The sequence below is a fragment of the Variovorax nitratireducens genome, assembly GCF_051216545.1.
GTDB lineage: Bacteria > Pseudomonadota > Gammaproteobacteria > Burkholderiales > Burkholderiaceae_C > Variovorax.
In genome coordinates, this window is sequence record NZ_JBPJZO010000003.1 from 517634 (window position 1) to 536878 (window position 19245).

Consider the following 19245-nt stretch of genomic DNA (forward strand, 5'->3'; position numbering starts at 1 on the left):
GCGGTTCAGCAAACACCGCGCGCGTCAGCGCGCAGCGTTGCGGTCAGTGATCATTTTCGGGGTAATGAAGACGAGCATTTCGGTTTTTGTGGCAGTGCGATTGCGCGTGCGGAACAGTGCACCGACAACAGGCACTTCACCCAGTACCGGCACGCGCGATTCGTCAGTGGATTCGGTGAGTTCGAAGATACCACCGATGACCACCGTGCCGCCGTTCTCCACCAACACCTCGGTTTGCACGTGCTTGGTATTGATCGCAAAGCCGGCTGTCGTCGCCTGGCCGACCGTATCCTTGTTGACGTCGAGCGTCAGGATGATGTTGCCCTCGGGTGTAATCTGCGGCGTCACTTCGAGTTTCAGGTTGGCCTTGCGGAAGGCAATCGACGTCGCGCCGCTGGAAGTGGCCACCTGGTACGGCAGTTCAGTGCCCTGCTCGATCAACGCCTTGGTCTGGTCGGCCGTCACCACACGCGGGCTCGACACCACCTTGCCCTTGCCATCGGCTTCGAGCGCGGAGATTTCAAGGTTCAGCATGCGCGAGAAGCTGGAGTTGAACAGCGAGATCGCAAACGTGCCCGGCGCGTTACCGCTGCCGCTAGGGCTGGTTGCCGGCAAGTTGATGAAGTTCTGGTTCGTGAAGGTGGTGAGTGCGCTTCCCGCAGTGGTGGCAGTGGCTGCGGTCACGACCGGCATAACACCCAGGTTGCCGAACACCCGGTTGCCGTTGGCCGAGCCGACGCTCGCACCCGCAGCGCCGCCGCCGAGCTTCACGCCCAGCGATTTTCCGAAGGTGTCCGACGCCTCGACGATGCGCGCCTCGATCAGCACCTGGCGCACCGGCACGTCCAGCTTCACGATCAATTCTGCAACCTGCGCCAGGCGGGATGGAATGTCGGACACGAACAGCTGGTTGGTGCGCGACTCCGCGATCACGCTGCCGCGGGCACTGAGGATCCGCGTTGTACTTGAACCACCACCGCCACCGCCTGCGGAAGCGCCGCTACCGGTCAGGCCGCCGGCGATCACCAGTGCCTTGGTGTAGTTCAGCTGGAACGACTGGGTGCGCAGCGGCTCCAGATTCTCGATCGCGGCCTTGGCCTCGAACTCGAGCTTTTCCTTGGCATTGATCTCGTCCTTGGGCGCGATCCACAGCACGCTGCCGTTCTTGCGCATGCCGAGGTTCTTGGCCTGCATGATGATGTCCAGTGCCTGATCCCAGGGCACGTCCTTCAAGCGGAGCGTGAGCGCCCCGGTGACGGAGTCGGAAGTCACGATGTTGAAGTTGGTGAAGTCGGCGATCACCTGCAGCAGCGAGCGGATCTCGATGTTCTGGAAGTTGAGCGAGAGCTTTTCGCCGTTGTAGCCGACGCCTTGCGTGAGCTTGGTCGGATCGATCTTGCGTGGGCGCACCTCGACCACGAACTGGTTCTCGCTCTGGTAGGCGCTGTGCTCCCATTCGCCCTTCGGCTCGATGATCATGCGCACGCGGTCACCCGATTGCTGCGTGGTGATGAGCTGCACGGGCGTGCCGAAATCGGCCACATCGAGGCGCCGGCGCAGGCCCTCGGGCAAGGTCGACTTGGTGAATTCGACCACCAGGTTCTTGCCTTGCTGGCGGATGTCGACACCGACCTGGTTGTTCGGCAGGTCGACGATCACGCGACCGGTGTGGTCGGAACCCAGACGGAAATCGACGTCGCGCAATGGCAGCATGTCGCGATTGCGGTTCTCGGCGAACGCACCCTGCGCAGAGGCCACGAGCGCCGGGCCGGCAACCGGCTCCAGCGAGACCAGCAGCGATTTGCCCTGGATCTCGGTCTTGTACGCAGTCGCCTGCTTGAGGTTCAAGACCAGACGCGTGCGCTCACCAGCCTGCACCACGTTGACCGAACGCAGATTCCCCTGGTTCACATCGATGGCGGAGCGGCCGATGGCATTGGTGACACCGGGGAAGTCCAGCGCGATGCGCGCCGGCGTCTGGATGGCGAAGCCGGTCGGCGGCGCCGTCAGGGGCTGCGTCAGGTCGATGCGGATCACCTCGGAGCCCGACTGCATCGAAGTGGTGACGGCTTCGATGGCGTTCTGCGCATGCACTGCAGCGGCAGCGCCAAGGGCCAGCAGCATCGCGCCGGCGGCGCGCAGCCATGTGGCGATAGGGGTTTGTTCTTGCTTCATTTCGACCTCTCTTGCAACTGCAGCGTCGCCACGCGTTCGATCCATTCACCGGCGGCGTCCTGCACGATTTCACGCAAGCCGAGTTCGGTTTCACTGATGCGGGTGATGAGCCCGTAATTGAGTCCCAGATGATCGCCGACCCGCACTTGGTAGAGCAGCTTGTCGACGCTGATCAGCGCCACCGGCTTGCTGTTGCGGTTCAGGCTGCCGACCATGGCCATCGAGTCGAGCGGGAAAGCTTCCAGAGCTTCCTTGCGGCGCGCCAGTTCGGGCGCTATCAACCCCGACGTACTGGGCTGATTCGAATCGCGGCGAAGCGCCTGGGTCAGCTTCTGGATATTGAAAGGCTCCATCGACGCAACCTCGGTGTAGGCCTGCGGCGTGAACTTCTTGGGCTCGGAGATGGGTGCAACGGTGGGCCGCACCTGCGCGCGCTGGTCAGACATCCAACGTTGCAGTTCTTCCCGATCCGAGCCGCCACATCCACTCAGACCGACCACAGCGGCAGTCAGCCCGACCAAATGGATAAATTTCATTTCTTGGCTCCGGGTGCGGCAGCCTTCTTCTGGGCCGCCTGCTCATCCTGGTCGAGGTAGCGGAAGGTACGCGCCGTCGCATCCATCGTCAGCCCGCCATCCTTCTGCGGAACCACGGAGAGATTGTTCAGGGTCACGATGCGCGACAGATTGGCAATGTCGGCTGCGAACGCACCCATGTCGTGATACCGGCCGGTCACGCGCACGGCGATCGGCAACTCGGCGTAGTAGTCCTTCACGACCACTTGCCCCGGGCGAAACAACTCGAATTGAAGACTGCGGCCGAGTCCGGCCTGGTTGATGTCGGACAACAAAGCGTCCATTTCGGCTTTGCTGGGCAGCTGCTTTTCCAGCAAGGTCACGTATTGCTGCACTTGCTCACGCTGCTTCTTGAGCAAGTCAAGATTGGCGGCCTGGGCCACCTTCTTCTGGTAGTCGGCCCGCAGCACTACTTCTTTCGCCCGCTCGGCTTCGAGCGCGTCGTTCGAATTGGTGAGCCAGACGAACCAGAGCGCGACCAGCACCAGGATCGTCACCAGAACGCACAGTGCATAGCGCGGTACCGCCGGCCAGACAGAGGGGTCGTTCGGATTGAGACCGCGAAACTGATCGCCGAACTGGCGCATTGACGCGGCAAGGTCGATGTTCGGGGCGGAGCGTCGTGTGGCCATGGCTGCTCCTATCCTTTTGCCGCAGGGGCGGCGACGGGGATCGCGCCGGGCGGTGGTTTCTGTGCATCCGTGGGTCGCTTGACCCCGATCCGCATCGTGAAGTTGGCGACCCTGCGTTGATCGCGCGGACTCAGCGCCACGGTTCCCGCAGTGATCTCCACCAGTTCAGGCTTGACGAGCCACGGGCTGTTGTTGCCGAGATTGCGCAGCAGTTCCGAGACACGCTCATTCGACTGCGCGACCCCCTGCAGGGTGACCGCCTGGTTTTCCTGCTTCATGTTGGAGAGATAAACCCCGTCTGGCAGCTGCCTGACCAGTTCGTTCAGCAGGTGCACCGGCAGATTGCGGTCGCCCTGGAGGTCTTCGACGGCCTGTTGACGCGCTCGCAGGGCGGCAATCTCGGATTGAAGGGTTGAAATCTCTTTGATCTCGGCTTCAAGCTTGGTGATTTCGGATTGCAGGTAGGTATTTTTACCCTGTTGACCAGAAATCTGGGCTTCGTACCAGACATAGGCAGCACCCGCGATGAGCCCCCCTGCCAAGGCAGCGGCGCCGAGCGACGCGTAAAAAGTCTCGCGGCGACGCTTGCGCGCCGCCTCGCGGTGCGGAAGCAGATTGATGAGAATCACTGCACAAACCTCCGCATTGCCAGGCCGCAGGAGGTCAGATAGGACGGCGCCTCGCGCCGCACCTTCTTCTCCCGGATGCCGGTGCCAAACTCCATTCCGTCGAACGGATTCACCAGGGAACAGGCGAACGACGTCTGACGTGTTACAGCGCTGGTCAGGCCGGGCAATGCCGCGGAACCGCCCGCCAGCAGGACATAGTCGACGCGGTTGTGCGGCGTACTCGTAAAGAAGAACTGCAAGGCGCGGGCGATTTCCTGCGCGATGCTCGCCACGAATGGCTTGAGCACACCAGCACCGTAGTCATCAGGCAGGTCGCCGCTGCGCTTCTTCGTCTCGGCTTCTTCGGCAGAAAAACCGTACTGGCGCACGATCAGTTGTGTCAGTTGCGCCCCGCCGAAAGCCTGATCGCGGTCGTACAGGACTTCCTGGTTGCGCAGCACCTGCATGCTGGTCGTGTACGCCCCAACTTCGAACAAGGCAACCACGGCATCGCGGCCCTGGCCCGGCAGCTGCTCGATCAGGCGCGCCGTCGCGAGGCGCGAGGCGTAGGACTCCACATCCAGAATCATCGCCTTGAGGCCGGCCGCTTCGGCCAACCCCTGGCGATCCTGAACCTTCTCCTTGCGCGACGCCGCAATCAGGACCTCCACATCGCCGGCCGAATTTGCGTTCTGGCCCATGACACAGAAGTCGAGACTCACTTCGTCAAGCGAGAACGGAATGTATTGATTGGCTTCGGACTCGACCTGGATTTCGAGTTCCTGCTCGCTCATGCCACCCGGCAGGACGATCTTTTTGGTGATTACCGCCGATGGCGGTAGCGCCAGAGCGACATTCTTGGTGCGGGTACCGCTCTTGCGCACCACGCGGCGCACCGCTTCGGCCACTTCGTCGAACTTCTCGACGTTGCCGTCGGTGATCCAACCGCGCTCCAAAGGCTCGATCGCGCAGCGCTCGAGCACGAATTTGCCGGAGGCATCACGGCCAAGTTCAACCAGCTTGACGCTGGACGAACTGACGTCCAACCCGAGCAAAGGCGCAGGCTGACGACGAAACAACGATCCCAGAGCAGTCAAGTTCGATCCCATCCGTTTGTAACGATTGGAAATATTTGCGAGTGGTTGCATGCTATCAGCAAGCATCCCGGCCGACCAAGTGGCGAACCCCATGGAAGCCACAAACCGTTGTCAAAAGTTGACGCTGATGTACGGTTTTGCAACATAGGTCACGGGGTGGTTCGTTTGGCTGCAGGGTGCAGATAAGCGCGCCTTGAAGGAGCGGGCTTTTTATAATGGCAGTTGACTCCGCTATCTCACATGCCCGAAAAAACAAATGCCTCCGGGCCTGCCAGGACTGCCTCTGCCACCCTTCAGCGACCCTTCTGGCTCAGATGGTTGCTCCGAATTCTTTTCTGGGCAACCGGCATTGCCGTCGCAGGCGCGCTGTCGCTGGCGTTCGTGATCGCGGTCGCGCTGGCGGTCGCCTACCCCAACCTGCCGGACATCTCGGAGCTCGCCGACTACCGCCCCAAACTGCCGCTGCGGGTATTTTCCACTGAAGGCATCCTGATCGGCGAGTTCGGCGAAGAGCGGCGCAACCTCACGCCGATCGACACCATCCCGAAGGTCGTGAAGGATGCGGTTCTGGCCGCCGAGGACGCGCGCTTCTACAGCCATGGCGGCGTCGACTACAAAGGTGTGATCCGCGCCGGGCTGGCCAACGTCAACAAGGTGAAGAGCCAGGGGGCATCGACCATCACGATGCAGGTCGCGCGCAATGTGTATCTCAGCTCCGAGAAAACGCTGACCCGCAAGATCTACGAGATTCTGCTGACCTTCAAGCTGGAGCATCTGCTGAGCAAGGATCAGATTTTCGAGATCTACCTGAACCAGATTTATCTGGGCAACCGTGCCTATGGCTTTGCCGCGGCGTCGGAAGCCTATTTCGGCAAGCCGCTGAAAGACATCACGATCGCGCAGGCGGCGATGCTGGCCGGCCTGCCCAAGGCGCCGGGCGCCAACAACCCGGTCAACAACCCCGGCCGTGCGCGTGGGCGCCAGCTCTATGTGATCGACCGCATGCAGGAAGCTGGTTTCATCACGGCCGAGCAGGCCGCCGAAGCCCGCAAGGAAGAACCGCACCTGCGCGACGCGCAGGATCCGAATCGGCTGCACGCCGAGTACGTGGCCGAAACGGTGCGCCAGCTCATGTATGCGCAGTACGGCGACACGACCTACACGCGTGGGCTCAAGGTCTACACCACGCTGGTGGCGGCGGATCAGGCGGCGGCGTACAAGGCGCTGCGCAAGGGCATCATGGATTTCGAGCGACGCCAGATTTACCGGGGCCCCGAGAAGTTCGTCACCCTGCCAAACGACGCCCAGGAGCTCGACGAGGCGGTCGATGACGCGCTGGCCGAACACCCCGACAACGGCGACGTGATGTCGGCCGTGGTGCTCAAGGCCACGCCGAAAGAGCTCACGGCGATTCGCGGCAACGGCGAAATCCTGTCCATCACCGGCGACGGCCTGAAGCCGGCGCAGTCGGGGCTCTCGGACAAAGCGCCGCCCAACATCAGGATTCGCCGTGGTGCCGTGATCCGCGTGGCGAAGACGCCCAAGAACGCCTGGGAAATCACCCAGTTGCCGGAAGTGGAAGGCGCGTTCGTGGCACTGGATCCGCGCGACGGCGCCATCAAGGCGCTGGTCGGCGGCTTCGACTTCGACAAGAACAAGTTCAACCACGTCACGCAAGCCTGGCGCCAGCCGGGCTCGAGTTTCAAGCCCTTCATCTACTCGGCCGCGCTCGAAAAAGGCTTCTCGCCGGCGACCGTCATCAACGATGCGCCGTTGTTCTTCGACGGCAGCACCACCGGCGGAACGCCCTGGGAACCGAAGAACTACGACGGCACTTTCGAAGGCCCGATGTCGATGCGCCGCGCACTGATGCGATCGAAGAACATGGTGTCGATCCGCATCCTGCAGTCGATCGGAACCCACTACGCGCAAGACTGGATCACGAACTTCGGTTTCGAGCGCGAGAAACATCCGGCCTATCTGCCGATGGCACTGGGCGCGGGGTCGGTCACTCCGATGCAGATGGCCACGGCGTACTCGGTGTTTGCCAACGGCGGCTACCGCGTCAATCCTTACCTCGTCACGCGCGTCACCGACCACAAGGACAAGGTGCTGGTCGACAAACAGCCGCCCCTGCTGAACGAAACCATGCGCGCGATCCCGCAGCGCAACGCCTTCATCATGGACAGCCTGCTGCAATCGGTGGCCAGCGGCGGCACCGCCGCCAAGGCGCAAGCCATGCTCAAGCGCACCGACATCTACGGCAAGACCGGCACCACCAACGACTCGCTCGACGCCTGGTTCGCCGGCTTCCAGCCGACCATGGCGGCCATTGCCTGGATGGGCTACGACACGCCGCGCAAACTTGGCGACCGGGAAACCGGCGGCGGCCTGAGCCTGCCGATCTGGATCACGTTCATGGAAACGGCGCTCAAGGGCGTGCCTGTGGCCGAGTTGCCGGCGCCGGGCGGCGTCGTGAACGTGGGCGGCGAGTGGTACTTCGATGACTATGCGCCGGGTCGAAGCGTGGCGAGCCTGGGCGTTGACGCCGCGCCTGCGCCCGCAGAGGCGTTGGCTGGCGTGCCGGTGAGTCCGCCCGCGCCGCCGGAAGAGCGCAACAAGATCCTCGACCTTTTCAGGAACTGATCGCCCCGGTCGATCAGCCTGCGGCGAACTGCAGGGGCTGGCCACCCTGCACCGTTGCCTCGCGCGACAGGTTGGCGAACAACTCTTCTCCCGTCTTGGTGTCGACCCAGACGTTGCCGTCATGGCGGTAGTGGTAGCCGCCTGACCGTGCCGCCAGCCAGATCTCGTGCAGAGGGGGCTGCAGGTTGACGATCAACTGGCTCTTGTTCGGAAACGTGATGGTGATCATCCCGCCCACGCGCTGGTTGTCGATGTCGGCATCGGTCGCGTCGTTGAGGCGGTCGCAGCCCTGCTCGATGGCAGCCAGCGCAGCTTCCGCACGATCCAGATACTCGGGGTCGGTCATTACAATTTCACCATGTTGAAAGTTCATCAAATTCTAGTGAGCACGCTTGGCCTCGTCGTGTTCGGGGTCGGTCTTTCCGGCTGCGGCCAGCGCGGCCCGCTCTACCTGCCCACCGAGCCCGCGGCCGCCAACCGCGCCACGCTGCCCGATCTGATCCGCCCGGGCTCACCTGCACCGACCGAAACCGCGCCTGCGCCTGCAGCCGCCAGCCGCGCACCGGAGCGCGCCAAGTGAGCGCTGTGCGTCCCCTCCCCGGCCATCCCCACATCGCGCGTCACGACGGCGTGTTGAAGGTGGAGGGCGTGTCGCTGGACGCGCTGGCGCGCGAGCATGGCACCCCGCTGTTCGTCTACTCGAAGCAGTGGATGCTCGACGCGCTGGCGGCCTATCAGCGTGGTTTCGCCGGCCGGAATGCCCTGGTTTGCTATGCGATGAAGGCGAATTCCTCCCTCGGCGTGCTGCGTGTGTTTGCCGAGGCCGGCTGCGGCTTCGACATTGTTTCGGGCGGCGAACTGGCGCGCGTGCTGGCGATCGGCGCCGAGCCGGCAAAGATCATTTTTTCAGGCGTCGGCAAGACCCGCGCCGAGATGCGCCAGGCGCTGGCTGCCGGCATCGGCTGCTTCAATGTCGAGAGCGAAGCCGAACTCGAAGTGCTGAACGAGGTGGCGCTCGCCGCGGGCCAACGCGCCCGCATCAGCATTCGCATCAACCCCAACGTCGACCCGAAGACGCACCCGTACATCTCGACCGGGCTCAAGGGCAACAAGTTCGGCGTGGCGCACGACCGGGCGGTGGCTGCCTACCGGCATGCGGCGCGCCTGCCCGGCCTGGAGGTGGTGGGCATCGACTGCCATATCGGCTCGCAGATCACCGACGCCGGGCCGTATCTCGATGCGATGGAGAAGATCCTGGATCTGGTGGAAGCGATCGAGGCCGCCGGCATCCGGCTGCATCACATCGACTTCGGCGGTGGGCTTGGCATCGACTACAACGGCGACACACCGCCGGCCGCCGATGCGTTGTGGAAGCAGTTGCTGGCGCGCATCGACGCGCGCGGCTTCGGCGACCGTCAACTCATGATCGAACCGGGCCGATCGATGGTCGGCAACGCCGGCGTCTGCGTGACCGAGGTGCTCTACATCAAGCCCGGCGAGGACAAGAACTTCTGCATCGTCGACGCCGCCATGAACGACCTGCCGCGCCCCGCGATGTACCAGGCGTTCCAGGCGATCGTGCCGGTGAACGAGCGTGCCGGCGCAGCCTCGACGTACGACGTGGTCGGCCCGGTCTGCGAAAGCGGCGACTGGATCGGGCGCGACCGCGCGCTCACGGTTCAATCGGGCGACCTGCTGGCAGTGCTGTCCGCCGGTGCCTACTGCATGAGCATGGCCAGCAACTACAACACCCGGGGCCGCGCCGCTGAGGTGCTGGTCAGCGGCGGCAGCGCAAAGCTGATCCGCAGGCGCGAAACGATTGACGACCAACTGGCCAGCGAGCGCTTCTGAGCACTGCTATTTGGACAGCTGCCCGCGCCCGACCGGCGGACGCTGCAGCCTGTTCTTGCCGGCAAACTTCCAGACGCGCCAGCCCAGCAGCACGGCGATGATCGCGGCGTAGACGAACACCTCCGCGAAGTTGTTCTTGCCCGCGCGCATCCAGAAGAAGTGCAGCAGCCCGAGCCCGGCGATCACATAGACCAGCTTGTGCAGCAGTTGCCAGCGCCTGGCGCCCATCGCCTTGATCGCGCGGTTGAACGAGGTCGCCGCCAGCGGCGTCAACAATACGAAGGCCGCAAAGCCGACCAGGATGAACGGCCGCTTCGCAATGTCCTTAGCGATTTCGGGCACGTCGAAGCCCATGTCGAACCAGCTGTAGCTCAGCAGGTGCAGCACCACATAGAAGTAGGCGAACAGCCCCAGCATGCGCCGAAAGCGCGCCAGACCGTTGAGTTTGGTCATCACGCGCAGCGGCGTCACGGCCAGCACGATGCAGATGAAGCGCAGCGTCCAGTCGCCATTCGAGCGGATCAGGTATTCCGCCGGATTGGCACCGAGGCCGTCGGTGAAAGCGCCGTAGACCATCCAGGCAAACGGCAGCAAACAGAGCAAGAACACCAGCGGCTTGGCCGCGCGGTGCAACAGCAGCTTGTTCATGGGCTGCCCGGGTTCAGTAGTTCTTCTTCAAGTCCATGCCCGCATAGAGCTGGCCGACCTGGGCTTCGTAGCCGTTGAACATCTCGGTCTTGCGGCGCTTGGCGAACAGCCCGCCGCCGTCCCCGATGCGGCGCTCGGTCGCCTGGCTCCAGCGCGGGTGGTCGACGTTCGGATTCACGTTCGAATAGAAGCCGTACTCGTTGGCGGCTGCCTTGTTCCAGGCCGTGCTCGGCTCCTTCTCGACGAAGCGGATCTTGACAATCGACTTGCCGCTCTTGAAGCCGTACTTCCATGGCACCACGATGCGCACCGGTGCGCCGCTCTGGTTGGGCAGCACCTCGCCGTACATGCCGAAGGTAAGCAGGGTCAGCGGATGCATTGCCTCGTCCATGCGCAGGCCTTCGACATACGGCCAGTCGAGCACACGCGAGCCGACGAACGGCATCGTCTTCGGGTCGGCCAGCGTCACGAACTCGACGAATTTGGCATTGCCCTGCGGCTCGACCTTCTTGATCAGCTCGGCCAGCGAATAGCCGACCCACGGAATCACCATCGACCAGCCTTCGACGCAGCGCAGCCGATAGATGCGGTCTTCCTGAGCGCTGAGCTTGATCAGGTCTTCGATGCCGTACTTGCCGGGCTTCTTGACCAGGCCTTCGACCTCGACCGTCCACGGCCGGGTCTTGAGCGTGCCGGCGTTCTTGGCCGGGTCGGCCTTGTCGGTGCCGAACTCGTAGAAGTTGTTGTAGGTGGTGGCGTCCTTGTACTCGGTCACCTTTTCCATGCTCTGCGCGCCCGCCACCGCTGACTTGGCGCCCGGCAACTTGGCCAGCCCGCCGCCCGTCTGGGCGATCGCGTCGCGGGCGGCCCAGGAGGCAAGCGCCGTACCGGCCGCGCCGCCGGCCAACAGTTTGAGCATGTCGCGCCGGCCTTCGTAGGCACTGCGCGGAGTGATCTCGCTGGGCACCGGATGGTTAAAGCCATCGTTGCGGGAATGAATCAGCATGGGACGCCTTTCGCTGGAATCGTTGGTCTTGCAGGGTAGTTCGTTCACCACCCTGCTTTGGTTACGCGCCAGGTGCGCGCATGGTTTCAATTCGTCGCGAAAGTCCGGGGGACGGCGCCTACAAGGTGCCGTAGCTGTGCAGGCCGCTCAGGAACATGTTGACACCCAGGAAGGCGAAGGTCGTCACGGCCAGCCCGCCCAGCGCCCACCAGGCCGCGACGGTGCCGCGCAGCCCCTTGACCAGCCGCATGTGCAGCCAGGCCGCGTAGTTGAGCCAGACGATCAGTGCCCAGGTTTCCTTCGGATCCCAGCTCCAATAGCCACCCCAGGCATCGGCGGCCCAGAGTGCGCCGAGCACGGTGGCGATGGTGAAGAAGGCAAAGCCGACCGTGATCGACTTGTACATCACGTCGTCGAGCACCTCGGGCGCAGGCAGCCGTGCTGCAATGCGCTTGCGTCCCAGCAGGATCGCCGCGGCAATCACGGCCGAAACAGCGGCATAAACCAGCCAGTAGCTGCCGCCCGCCTCCTGCACGCGCTGGCGGAACGCCACCGGCACGAAGCACAACGCAATGCCGAGCAACCAGATCGGCGTGAGTTTGTACCAGCGGGTTTCCTGCGCCTGCTGCTTGATCAGGTAGGCGAACGCAACCATCGCCGCCAGCGCGAAGGTGCCGTAGCCGATGAAGTTCGCCGGCACGTGCAGCTTCATCCACCAGCTTTGCAGGGCCGGCACCAGCGGCTGGATCTCGTGCGCCTCGCGCACCAGCGTGTACCAGAGCAGGAAGCCGACCGCGGCGCTGACCACCAGCATCACGAAGGCGCCCAGCGAGCGCGTCTTGTAGCGCGACTCGAAGTACAGGTAGAACGCCGTCGTGATCCAGCAAAACAGCACGAACACTTCGTACAGGTTGCTGACCGGGATGTGGCCGATATCCGGGCCGAGCTGGTGGCTTTCGTACCAGCGCACCATGCTCCCGATCAGCGCCATCGTCACCGCGGCCCAGGCCACGCGCGAACCGATCAACTCCATCGCATCGCCCTGCTTGCCGCCGAACAGGCCGAACCAGTAGAACACCGTGCTCATGAAGAACAGCACGCTCATCCAGAGGATGGCCGACTGGCTCGACAGGAAATACTTGAGCTGGAACACCGTGTCGGCCCGCGAGAGGTCGCCCTGGTAGGAAAAGATGGCCAGCAGGGAGGCAGCGCCCACGACGATTGCCAGCACCTGCAGCGGCCGCCAGAACCAGCCGAGCGAGATGCCGGCCAGCACGGCAGCGGCGAGGATCGGCTTTTCATACGAATCCATCGAGCCCGCATAACGCGAGAAGGCGAAGGCGCCGCCGGCCAGCACCAGCGCCGCGAACACCCAGTCGAAGGTGTTGCGGCGCGAGCGCCAGCTGTCGTTGAGCGTGAGGGTGGTGGTGGTCATGACGCCGGATCCTTGTGGGTGGCGAGCAGCTTGTCTTTGAGGTGCTCGAATTCGCGGTCGCTGTCCATGGTCTTGCGGTTGACCGAAAACGCCATGGTGGCCGATGTGTCACTGGCTTGGCCATCGGCCTCGCCGGCCGGCGTAAGCCAGACCCAGAGCCGGCGCTCGCGCACATACAGCATCGCAAAAATGCCGACGATCAGCAACAGGCAGCCCAGGTAGACCACGTTCTTGCCGGGTGCGCGCGCCACCTGGAACACGCTGGCCTGCACCTGCTTGAAGTCGGTCAGCATCAGCGCCATCGGTGCCGGGTAGAAGGCCGCGTCGCTTATGGCGAGCACTGCCTGGGTCAGGAAGGTCTGCGACTTCTCGTCCGGCGGCAGTACCGCCAGCCCGGCTTTTTCGCGGCTCAGGTTGAGCGATTCGAACAGCACGTCGTTGAGGATGCGCACCAGCACCGTACCCGCGCGCTCGCGCTCGGCCTCCGGCACGTTGGCTTCCATGAACTCGGCGATCGCCTGCCAGCCGCCGCTGCGCGTGCTGTCGGGCTTGACACGCTCGGCGCCGGCAAACAATGCGAGTGCACGGGTGGCCGAGGTGCGCAGTTGCTCGGCCAGTTCGGGGCGCTTCGGGTCACTCGCGCGCGCGACGTAGCGGTCGACCGCCTTCGCGCGCATGTCGGCGTCGCCCAGCGCGGCGCGCATGTTGACGAAGCCGTCCATCGCGCCGTTGTCGTCGGCCGGCACGCGCAGGTAGCGAAACGCCTCTTCGGGCTTGTCGCGCACGCCGAGCAGGAACACCGCGGTGCCATCGCCGGTGTCGACCGGCACCATGTAATTCTGATATTCGCGGGCCTGGCCTGCAGCATCACGCAGCTTGTAGCCGATGCTCGGGCCGATGTTGCGCAGCACCTTGGGCTTGTTGACCTTGTTGGCGGCACCGAGGCGCGATTGCAGTTCGTGGCCGAGATCGACCTTGCGCACGTCGGCACCGCTGCCGCCCTGGGGGCCGCCGAAGTTCTCGACGTTGATGAGCCGCAGCGCGGTGTATTCGAGCGTGAGCTTTTCCTGGCCGTTGCTGAGCTCGGAGCTGCTGCCGATGGTGCCCTCGACCTCGAACGGCTTGGCCGCGGCGGCCATCGGCACCGACTTGAGCTTCACCGTGGAGCCGCCGTCGTCGAAGCTCGACTGGTAGATCTCGATGCCCTTCCAGCTGGCCGGATGGTTGACCTCGATGCGTGCGGGCTTCTGCTCGCCGGTGACGCGATCGTGCAGCACCACCTCGCTGGCAAACAGCTTGGGCATGCCGGTCGAGTAGTAGTCGACGATGAATTTCTTGAGCTCGATCGAGAACGGCAGCTCCTGCAGCAGCACGCCGTTGGACTGGTTCAGGATCGCGGTGCTCGCCTGGCCGCCTTCGGGCACCAGGATGTTGCCGCGAAAGGTCGGATTGTTCGGCGAGAGGCGGTGCTGCGGCGCCACATCGGAAATCATGCCGCCGCCTGTGAACACGCTCTTGCCGTTGAACCAGGTTTGTGCGCGCACGATCAAGTCGCCGTCGAGCAGGCCACCGATGCACACCAGCACGATCGCGCTGTGCGCCGCGATGTAGCCGAGCTTGTGCGCACCGCCGGCGCGCGCCGCCACCATCCACCCGCCCTCCTTGCCCGGCAGATCACGGCGCTGCAGCTTGACCTTCCAGCCACCGCCCGCAAGCAACTGGCCGATGCGGTTGGCCGCCGTCCCGGGGGTCTCGCCCAGTACCGCTTCCGCGCGCTGCCCGAAGGCCTTCAGGCTCTGGGCGCGGATGTCTTCCTTGTAGACCTTGAAGTCGGCCAGGATGCGCGGCGTGTTGCGTGCGACGCAAAGCGAGGTGCTGATCACCAGGAACAGCAGGATCAGCAGAAACCACCAGGCGCTGTAGACCGCGTCGAGCAGCGCCGCGCGGAAAACCTGCGCCCAGAACGGGCCGAACTGGTTGACGTAGTTGCCGAAGGGCTCGTGCTGTTTGAGCACGGTGCCGATGATCGAGGCGATGCAGATGACGGTGAGCAGCGCAATCGCGAAGCGCATCGACGAAAACAGCTCCACCGCTGCACGAACTGCCTGGGGCCCGCGACGAACGCGCAAACCGTGGGTGGAGACGGACACAGACATGGATCGATAAAAGCGCTGGGGCCAAAGGACAAGGGCGGGCTGTCCGGATGAACAGGCCCGCCCTCGTTGGGTTGATTACTCGGCGTTTGGTTCTCGGCCTGCTTGCGGCGGATCAGCGCAAACCGGCGATGTAGTCGGCCACGGCCTTGATTTCGCGGTCGTTCAGTTTGGCGGCCACGCCGGTCATTTGCGGGGCGTTCAGGCGGCCGCCATCGCGAAACGCGGTGAGCTGCGTCACGGTGTAGTCGGCATGCTGGCCACCCAGGCGCGGATACTGGGCCGGGATGCCGGCACCGTTCGGGCTGTGGCAACCGGCGCAGGCGGGAACCTGCCGGTCGGCAATGCCGCCGCGGTAGATCTTCTCGCCCATCGCGATGGTGTCCTTGTCTTTAGAGAAGCCGGTTTTGGCCTTCTTCGCGCCGACGAACCAGGCGATGTCACGCATGTCCTGGTCGCTCAGGTGCGCCGCCATCGGGGTCATGACCGCGTTCTTGCGCTTGCCCGCCTTGAACTCCTGCAATTGCTTGAGGATGTATTCCGGATGCTGTTGCGCCAGCTTGGGGTTGGCCGGAATCGACGAGTTGCCGTCGGCGTTGTGGCAGGAGGCACAACTCTGGATGGTCGGCGTGCTCGCGTTGAAGAGCGTGTCACCCTTGGCCAGGTCGGGCTTGGCCGGCTTGGCAGGCGCCGCAGCCACCGGTGCGGCAGCAGGCGCATCGGCCGCGAGGCTCGCGCTGGCGGCGACGCCCATGAGGGCTGCAAGCAGGATTTGGGCAAACAACTTCATATCGGGGGGCTTCGATTTATGGCGCAAAACCCCGCGATTCTACAATGGCGCCCCGTACCGAAAGCTCACCGATGACCTCCCCGCCGCGCAAGCCGGCCGCCTATCCGCCCCATCCAGGAGCCGCCACCGACCCCGAAACCGCCGAGCGTGCGCGTGTCGCGATGGGCTGGCTGCACACCGCCCATTTCTTGACCAGCGCGCCCCAACTCGAGCACTTGCCGCCGCTCGAACTGCCCGAGATTGCCTTCGTCGGCCGCTCCAATGCGGGCAAGTCGACCGCCATCAACACGCTCACGCAGCAGACCCGGCTCGCGTTCGCGTCCAAGACGCCGGGCCGCACGCAGCACATCAACCTGTTCGGCGTCGGCAAGCAGAAAGTCGACGACGCAGTGCTGGCCGACCTGCCCGGCTACGGCTACGCGGCCGTGCCCAAGGAAGCCAAGTTGCGCTGGCAACGCGTGATGGGCAACTACCTCATGACGCGCGAAACGCTGCGCGGCGTGGTGCTGATGTGCGACCCGCGCCACGGGCTGACCGAACTCGACGAGATCCTGCTCGACGTGATCCGGCCACGTGTCGTCGAGGGCCTGAAGTTCCTCGTGCTGCTGACCAAGTCCGACAAACTGACCCGCTCCGAAGGCGCCAAGGCGCTGTCGATTGCGCGACTGCAGGCCGGTGGCGGCGAGGTGAAACTGTTCTCGGCACTGAAAAAGCAAGGCGTGGACGAAGCAGCCGAACTGCTCTGGCGCTGGGCGCACCCGGTGGAAGCGCCCGCCCAGGAAGCACCATAAAAGAAGGCTGCAAAGCCCGCTCCGCCTGCGCAATTCGCTCTCAAAAAGATAGCAAAACCAAGGAGACAAACCGATGATCCAGACCTTTCAGCGCAGCCTGCCGAACGGCATCACCCTGAGTTGCCGCGCGACCGGTGAGGCCGGCCGCCCGCTGATGATGTTTCTGCACGGCTTTCCGGAAGCCGCCTTCATCTGGGACGAACTGCTCGAATACTTCGCGCAGCCCGAGCACGGCGGCTACCGGTGCGTGGCGCCCAACCTGCGCGGCTTCGAGCAATCGAGCGCGCCGACCGAAGTGGCCGCGTACAAGGCGCAGCTGCTGATCCAGGACGTCCAGCAGTTGGCGGCGACCGAAAGCACCGATGGCAAGATGGCCACGCTGGTTGCCCACGACTGGGGCGGCGCCTTCGCCTGGGGCTATGCCAACGCCTTCCCCGAGCAGGTCGGCAAGCTCGTGATCATCAACTCGCCGCACCCCGGCACCTTCACGCGCGAACTGCGCGACAACCCGGCGCAGCAGAAAGCCAGCGCCTACATGAACTTCCTGGCCCAGCCCAAGGCCGAAGAACTGCTCTCGGCCGACGACTACAAGCGCATGTGGCCCTTCTTCACGCTGATGAAGGCCGGCCCCGAAGGTTTCGGCTGGCTCACCGACGAGGTGAAGCAGCAATACCGCGACGTGTGGAACGCCGGGCTCACCGGCGCCTGCAATCTCTACCGCGTGACGCCGATGAAACCCGCCCTGCCGGGCCAATCCGGCCCCGAGATTCCGACGCTGCCGCGCGAGCGGCTGGTGGTGAACGTGCCGACGTTCGTGTTCTGGGCGCTCGACGACGCCGCGTTGCTTCCGGGCCTGCTCGAAGGCCTGGAAGATTACGTGCCGAAGCTGGAGGTCAAGAAGGTGCCGAACGCGACCCACTGGATCGTGCACGAGCAGCCGCAGCTGGTCGCGCGCGAAATCGAAGCGTTCATGTTGCGCAACTGATCGAGGCCCGCCGACTTCAATAGAGCGGCGGGTCGCCTTCGGGCCGTGTCTTGAAGCGGCGGTGCACCCAGTAATACTGCGAAGGCATGGTTCGGATGTAGCCCTCCAGTTGCTGGTTCATGTGTGCCGTGTCGGCCACGGCGTCGTCGGTCGGGAAGCCCTGCCAGGCTGGCAGCACCTCGATTTCGTAGCCGTTCTTGACCACCCGCGAAAGGATCGGCACCACCTTCGCGCGGCCGAGCCGCGAAAAGCGCGAAAGCGAGGGCACCGTTGCCACCGGCACGCCGAAAAACGGCACGAACACCGACTGGTCGCGCCCGAAGTCCATGTCGGGCAACAGGTACAGCAGCCCCCCCTTGCGCAGCCCCGCGACAATCGGCTTGATGCCGTCCACCCGGTTCAGCGTGATCACGTTGCCAAAGCGCGCCCGGCCCACGCGAATCCATTCGTCGACCATGGGGTCGCGCTGCGTGGTGTAGATCGTGGTCGACGGTCGCGACGTGTGCATCGTGAGGCCGGTGGCGGCGGCATCGAGGCCGTAGAAGTGCGGCGCGAACAGGATCATCGGCGCCTTGCCGTGCGCGATCTCTTCGATCTCGGCCGGGGCGCCGATCACCTTGATGCGACGCGCCACGACGTCGGGCGGGGCATGCCAGAGCCAGCCGCGATCCAGCCAGGACTGCGCCACGAGCACGAAGGTTTCGCGCGCAATGCGGCGCCGCTCCGCGGCCGACTTGTCGGGGAAGCAAAGCGCCAGGTTGGTATCGACCACACGCCGGCGTGGCAGCGCCACGGTGTGCAGCAGCCGGCCGAGGATCGCTCCGACGCCGCGCACGAGCGGCAGCGGCACGTACGACAGCGCGCGCATGAATCCGATGCCCAGTTGCGCCGAAATGCTCATGCCGCCACCTCCTGCGGCTCGGCGCGCGGCTGCTTGTAGCGCGCGTAGTCCCACACGTATTGCCCCGGCAGACCGCGAATCAGCCGCTCGATGCCGGCGTTCAGCGCCGTCGCAGCAGCCTCGGGTGTGGCCGCCGGATCGCTGAACGCCGTGCCATCGAAGGGTTCGAAACGGATCGCATAGCCGGCGCCGCGTGGCAGCCGTTCGCACACGCCGAGAAACACGCGCGCGCCGGTCTGCTGCGCAAGGCGGGCTGGCAGGGTCATCGTGTACGCAGGCCGGCCGAAGAACGGCGCCCATACACCCTGCCCGGCCGGCGGCACCTGATCGGGCAGGATGCCGGTGTAGCCGCCGGCGCGCAGCGCGCGCATCAGGCCGCGCACGCCCTTGACGGTGGTGGGCAAGGTTTGCAGGCCGGGCCGGTCGCGCGAGCCATCCATCAGCGCCGCCATCCACTTCTTGCGCGGCGGTCGGAAGAGCGCCGTGATGGGTCCATGGCTGGCCAGGAAGCGTTCGCCGACGGCCTGGCCATACAGCTCCCAACTGCCGACGTGCGGCACCATGAGGATCACGCCCTTGCGTTCATCAAGCGCGGCTTCGAACGCCGGCAGGCCATCCCAGCGAACCACCCGGGGCAACACGCTCTCGCCTTTTGGCCGGGACCAGAGCCAGGGCAATTCGGCCGCCATCGCGCCCGCCGCACCGATCGCCGGGCGGTACTGCGCGGGCGTGAAACCGGCGGCTTCGGCATTGGCCTTGAAGCGGCGCCGGTAGTCCGGCGCGCACCACCAGACCAGCCAGCCGAAGGCCGCGCCGAACGCATGCATGAGAGGCAGCGGCACGCGGGCGAACAATCGGAACAGAGAGGTCATCAAGGCAGTGGGGATCGAAACTGACGCGCGCGCAGCGTACCGCGCGGCTCGAATAGAATGCAAATTGTCGCCGAGTTATG

The 19245-nt window shown here is 64.6% G+C and carries 18 protein-coding genes; 5 read left to right on the forward strand and 13 right to left on the reverse strand.

What is annotated here, in order from left to right; all coding sequences use genetic code 11:
• Nucleotides 1-24: 24 nt before the first annotated feature.
• From ACSFA8_RS11690 to ACSFA8_RS11710, 5 genes are read right to left on the reverse strand one after another with little or no spacing between them, the layout of a single operon-like run.
• Nucleotides 25-2175, reverse strand: coding sequence for a type IV pilus secretin PilQ (locus ACSFA8_RS11690; protein ID WP_435479664.1), 2151 nt, complete (start codon nucleotides 2173-2175; stop codon nucleotides 25-27).
• Nucleotides 2172-2711 carry a pilus assembly protein PilP gene (locus ACSFA8_RS11695; RefSeq protein WP_435479665.1) on the reverse strand — a complete coding sequence of 180 codons (540 nt, stop codon included), beginning with the start codon at nucleotides 2709-2711 and terminating at the stop codon, nucleotides 2172-2174. Before ACSFA8_RS11695 ends, ACSFA8_RS11690 begins: the two co-directional genes overlap by 4 nt.
• Nucleotides 2708-3382, reverse strand: coding sequence for a type IV pilus inner membrane component PilO (locus ACSFA8_RS11700; RefSeq protein WP_435479666.1), 675 nt, complete (start codon nucleotides 3380-3382; stop codon nucleotides 2708-2710). The genes ACSFA8_RS11695 and ACSFA8_RS11700 overlap by 4 nt, the downstream gene beginning before the upstream one ends.
• Before the next feature lie 8 nt (nucleotides 3383-3390).
• Nucleotides 3391-4011: a PilN domain-containing protein gene (locus ACSFA8_RS11705; protein ID WP_435479667.1), complete on the reverse strand. Its 621-nt coding sequence runs from the start codon at nucleotides 4009-4011 to the stop codon at nucleotides 3391-3393.
• Nucleotides 4008-5087 carry a pilus assembly protein PilM gene (locus ACSFA8_RS11710; RefSeq protein ID WP_435479768.1) on the reverse strand — a complete coding sequence of 360 codons (1080 nt, stop codon included), beginning with the start codon at nucleotides 5085-5087 and terminating at the stop codon, nucleotides 4008-4010. Before ACSFA8_RS11710 ends, ACSFA8_RS11705 begins: the two co-directional genes overlap by 4 nt.
• A gap of 240 nt (nucleotides 5088-5327) precedes the next feature.
• Between ACSFA8_RS11710 and ACSFA8_RS11715 the strand changes: the two genes are divergently transcribed.
• The gene (locus tag ACSFA8_RS11715; RefSeq protein ID WP_435479668.1) at nucleotides 5328-7733 is read left to right on the forward strand and encodes a penicillin-binding protein 1A; all 2406 of its coding nucleotides are present in this window, start codon (nucleotides 5328-5330) and stop codon (nucleotides 7731-7733) included.
• 13 nt (nucleotides 7734-7746) lie between these two features.
• On the opposite strand, the gene cyaY is transcribed toward ACSFA8_RS11715, so the two are convergent.
• Complete coding sequence (gene cyaY / locus ACSFA8_RS11720) at nucleotides 7747-8079, reverse strand: iron donor protein CyaY (protein WP_435479669.1); 333 nt, start codon at nucleotides 8077-8079, stop codon at nucleotides 7747-7749.
• A 12-nt stretch (nucleotides 8080-8091) separates the two neighbouring features.
• On the opposite strand from cyaY, the gene lptM reads away from it, so the two are divergent.
• On the forward strand, nucleotides 8092-8313 hold the full coding sequence (gene lptM, locus ACSFA8_RS11725) for an LPS translocon maturation chaperone LptM (RefSeq protein ID WP_435479670.1): 222 nt from the start codon (nucleotides 8092-8094) through the stop codon (nucleotides 8311-8313).
• 5 nt (nucleotides 8314-8318) lie between these two features.
• The gene (lysA, locus tag ACSFA8_RS11730) at nucleotides 8319-9584 is read left to right on the forward strand and encodes a diaminopimelate decarboxylase (protein ID WP_435479769.1); all 1266 of its coding nucleotides are present in this window, start codon (nucleotides 8319-8321) and stop codon (nucleotides 9582-9584) included.
• A gap of 6 nt (nucleotides 9585-9590) precedes the next feature.
• Here the strand turns inward: lysA and ACSFA8_RS11735 are convergent, their stop codons facing one another.
• The 5 genes from ACSFA8_RS11735 to ACSFA8_RS11755 all read right to left on the reverse strand — a co-directional run bounded on the left by ACSFA8_RS11735 (nucleotide 9591) and on the right by ACSFA8_RS11755 (nucleotide 15616).
• A complete protein-coding gene (locus ACSFA8_RS11735) occupies nucleotides 9591-10232 on the reverse strand; it encodes a protein-methionine-sulfoxide reductase heme-binding subunit MsrQ (protein WP_435479671.1) in 642 nt (213 codons plus the stop codon).
• A 13-nt stretch (nucleotides 10233-10245) separates the two neighbouring features.
• Nucleotides 10246-11238, reverse strand: a complete 993-nt coding sequence (gene msrP / locus ACSFA8_RS11740; RefSeq protein ID WP_435479672.1) for a protein-methionine-sulfoxide reductase catalytic subunit MsrP — start codon at nucleotides 11236-11238, stop codon at nucleotides 10246-10248.
• Between the two features lie 118 nt (nucleotides 11239-11356).
• Nucleotides 11357-12673: a c-type cytochrome biogenesis protein CcsB gene (ccsB, locus tag ACSFA8_RS11745; protein WP_435479673.1), complete on the reverse strand. Its 1317-nt coding sequence runs from the start codon at nucleotides 12671-12673 to the stop codon at nucleotides 11357-11359.
• A complete protein-coding gene (locus tag ACSFA8_RS11750) occupies nucleotides 12670-14823 on the reverse strand; it encodes a cytochrome c biogenesis protein ResB (protein ID WP_435479770.1) in 2154 nt (717 codons plus the stop codon). Before ACSFA8_RS11750 ends, ccsB begins: the two co-directional genes overlap by 4 nt.
• A gap of 118 nt (nucleotides 14824-14941) precedes the next feature.
• On the reverse strand, nucleotides 14942-15616 hold the full coding sequence (locus tag ACSFA8_RS11755) for a c-type cytochrome (protein ID WP_435479674.1): 675 nt from the start codon (nucleotides 15614-15616) through the stop codon (nucleotides 14942-14944).
• Between the two features lie 71 nt (nucleotides 15617-15687).
• On the opposite strand from ACSFA8_RS11755, the gene yihA reads away from it, so the two are divergent.
• Together yihA and ACSFA8_RS11765 are read left to right on the forward strand one after the other, a co-directional pair.
• Nucleotides 15688-16407, forward strand: a complete 720-nt coding sequence (gene yihA / locus ACSFA8_RS11760; RefSeq protein WP_435479675.1) for a ribosome biogenesis GTP-binding protein YihA/YsxC — start codon at nucleotides 15688-15690, stop codon at nucleotides 16405-16407.
• A 73-nt stretch (nucleotides 16408-16480) separates the two neighbouring features.
• The gene (locus ACSFA8_RS11765) at nucleotides 16481-17392 is read left to right on the forward strand and encodes an alpha/beta fold hydrolase (protein ID WP_435479676.1); all 912 of its coding nucleotides are present in this window, start codon (nucleotides 16481-16483) and stop codon (nucleotides 17390-17392) included.
• Between the two features lie 16 nt (nucleotides 17393-17408).
• Here the strand turns inward: ACSFA8_RS11765 and ACSFA8_RS11770 are convergent, their stop codons facing one another.
• Nucleotides 17409-18293, reverse strand: coding sequence for an LpxL/LpxP family acyltransferase (locus tag ACSFA8_RS11770; protein WP_435479677.1), 885 nt, complete (start codon nucleotides 18291-18293; stop codon nucleotides 17409-17411).
• The gene (locus ACSFA8_RS11775; RefSeq protein ID WP_435479678.1) at nucleotides 18290-19165 is read right to left on the reverse strand and encodes a lysophospholipid acyltransferase family protein; all 876 of its coding nucleotides are present in this window, start codon (nucleotides 19163-19165) and stop codon (nucleotides 18290-18292) included. Before ACSFA8_RS11775 ends, ACSFA8_RS11770 begins: the two co-directional genes overlap by 4 nt.
• Between the last annotated feature and the right edge of the window lie 80 nt (nucleotides 19166-19245).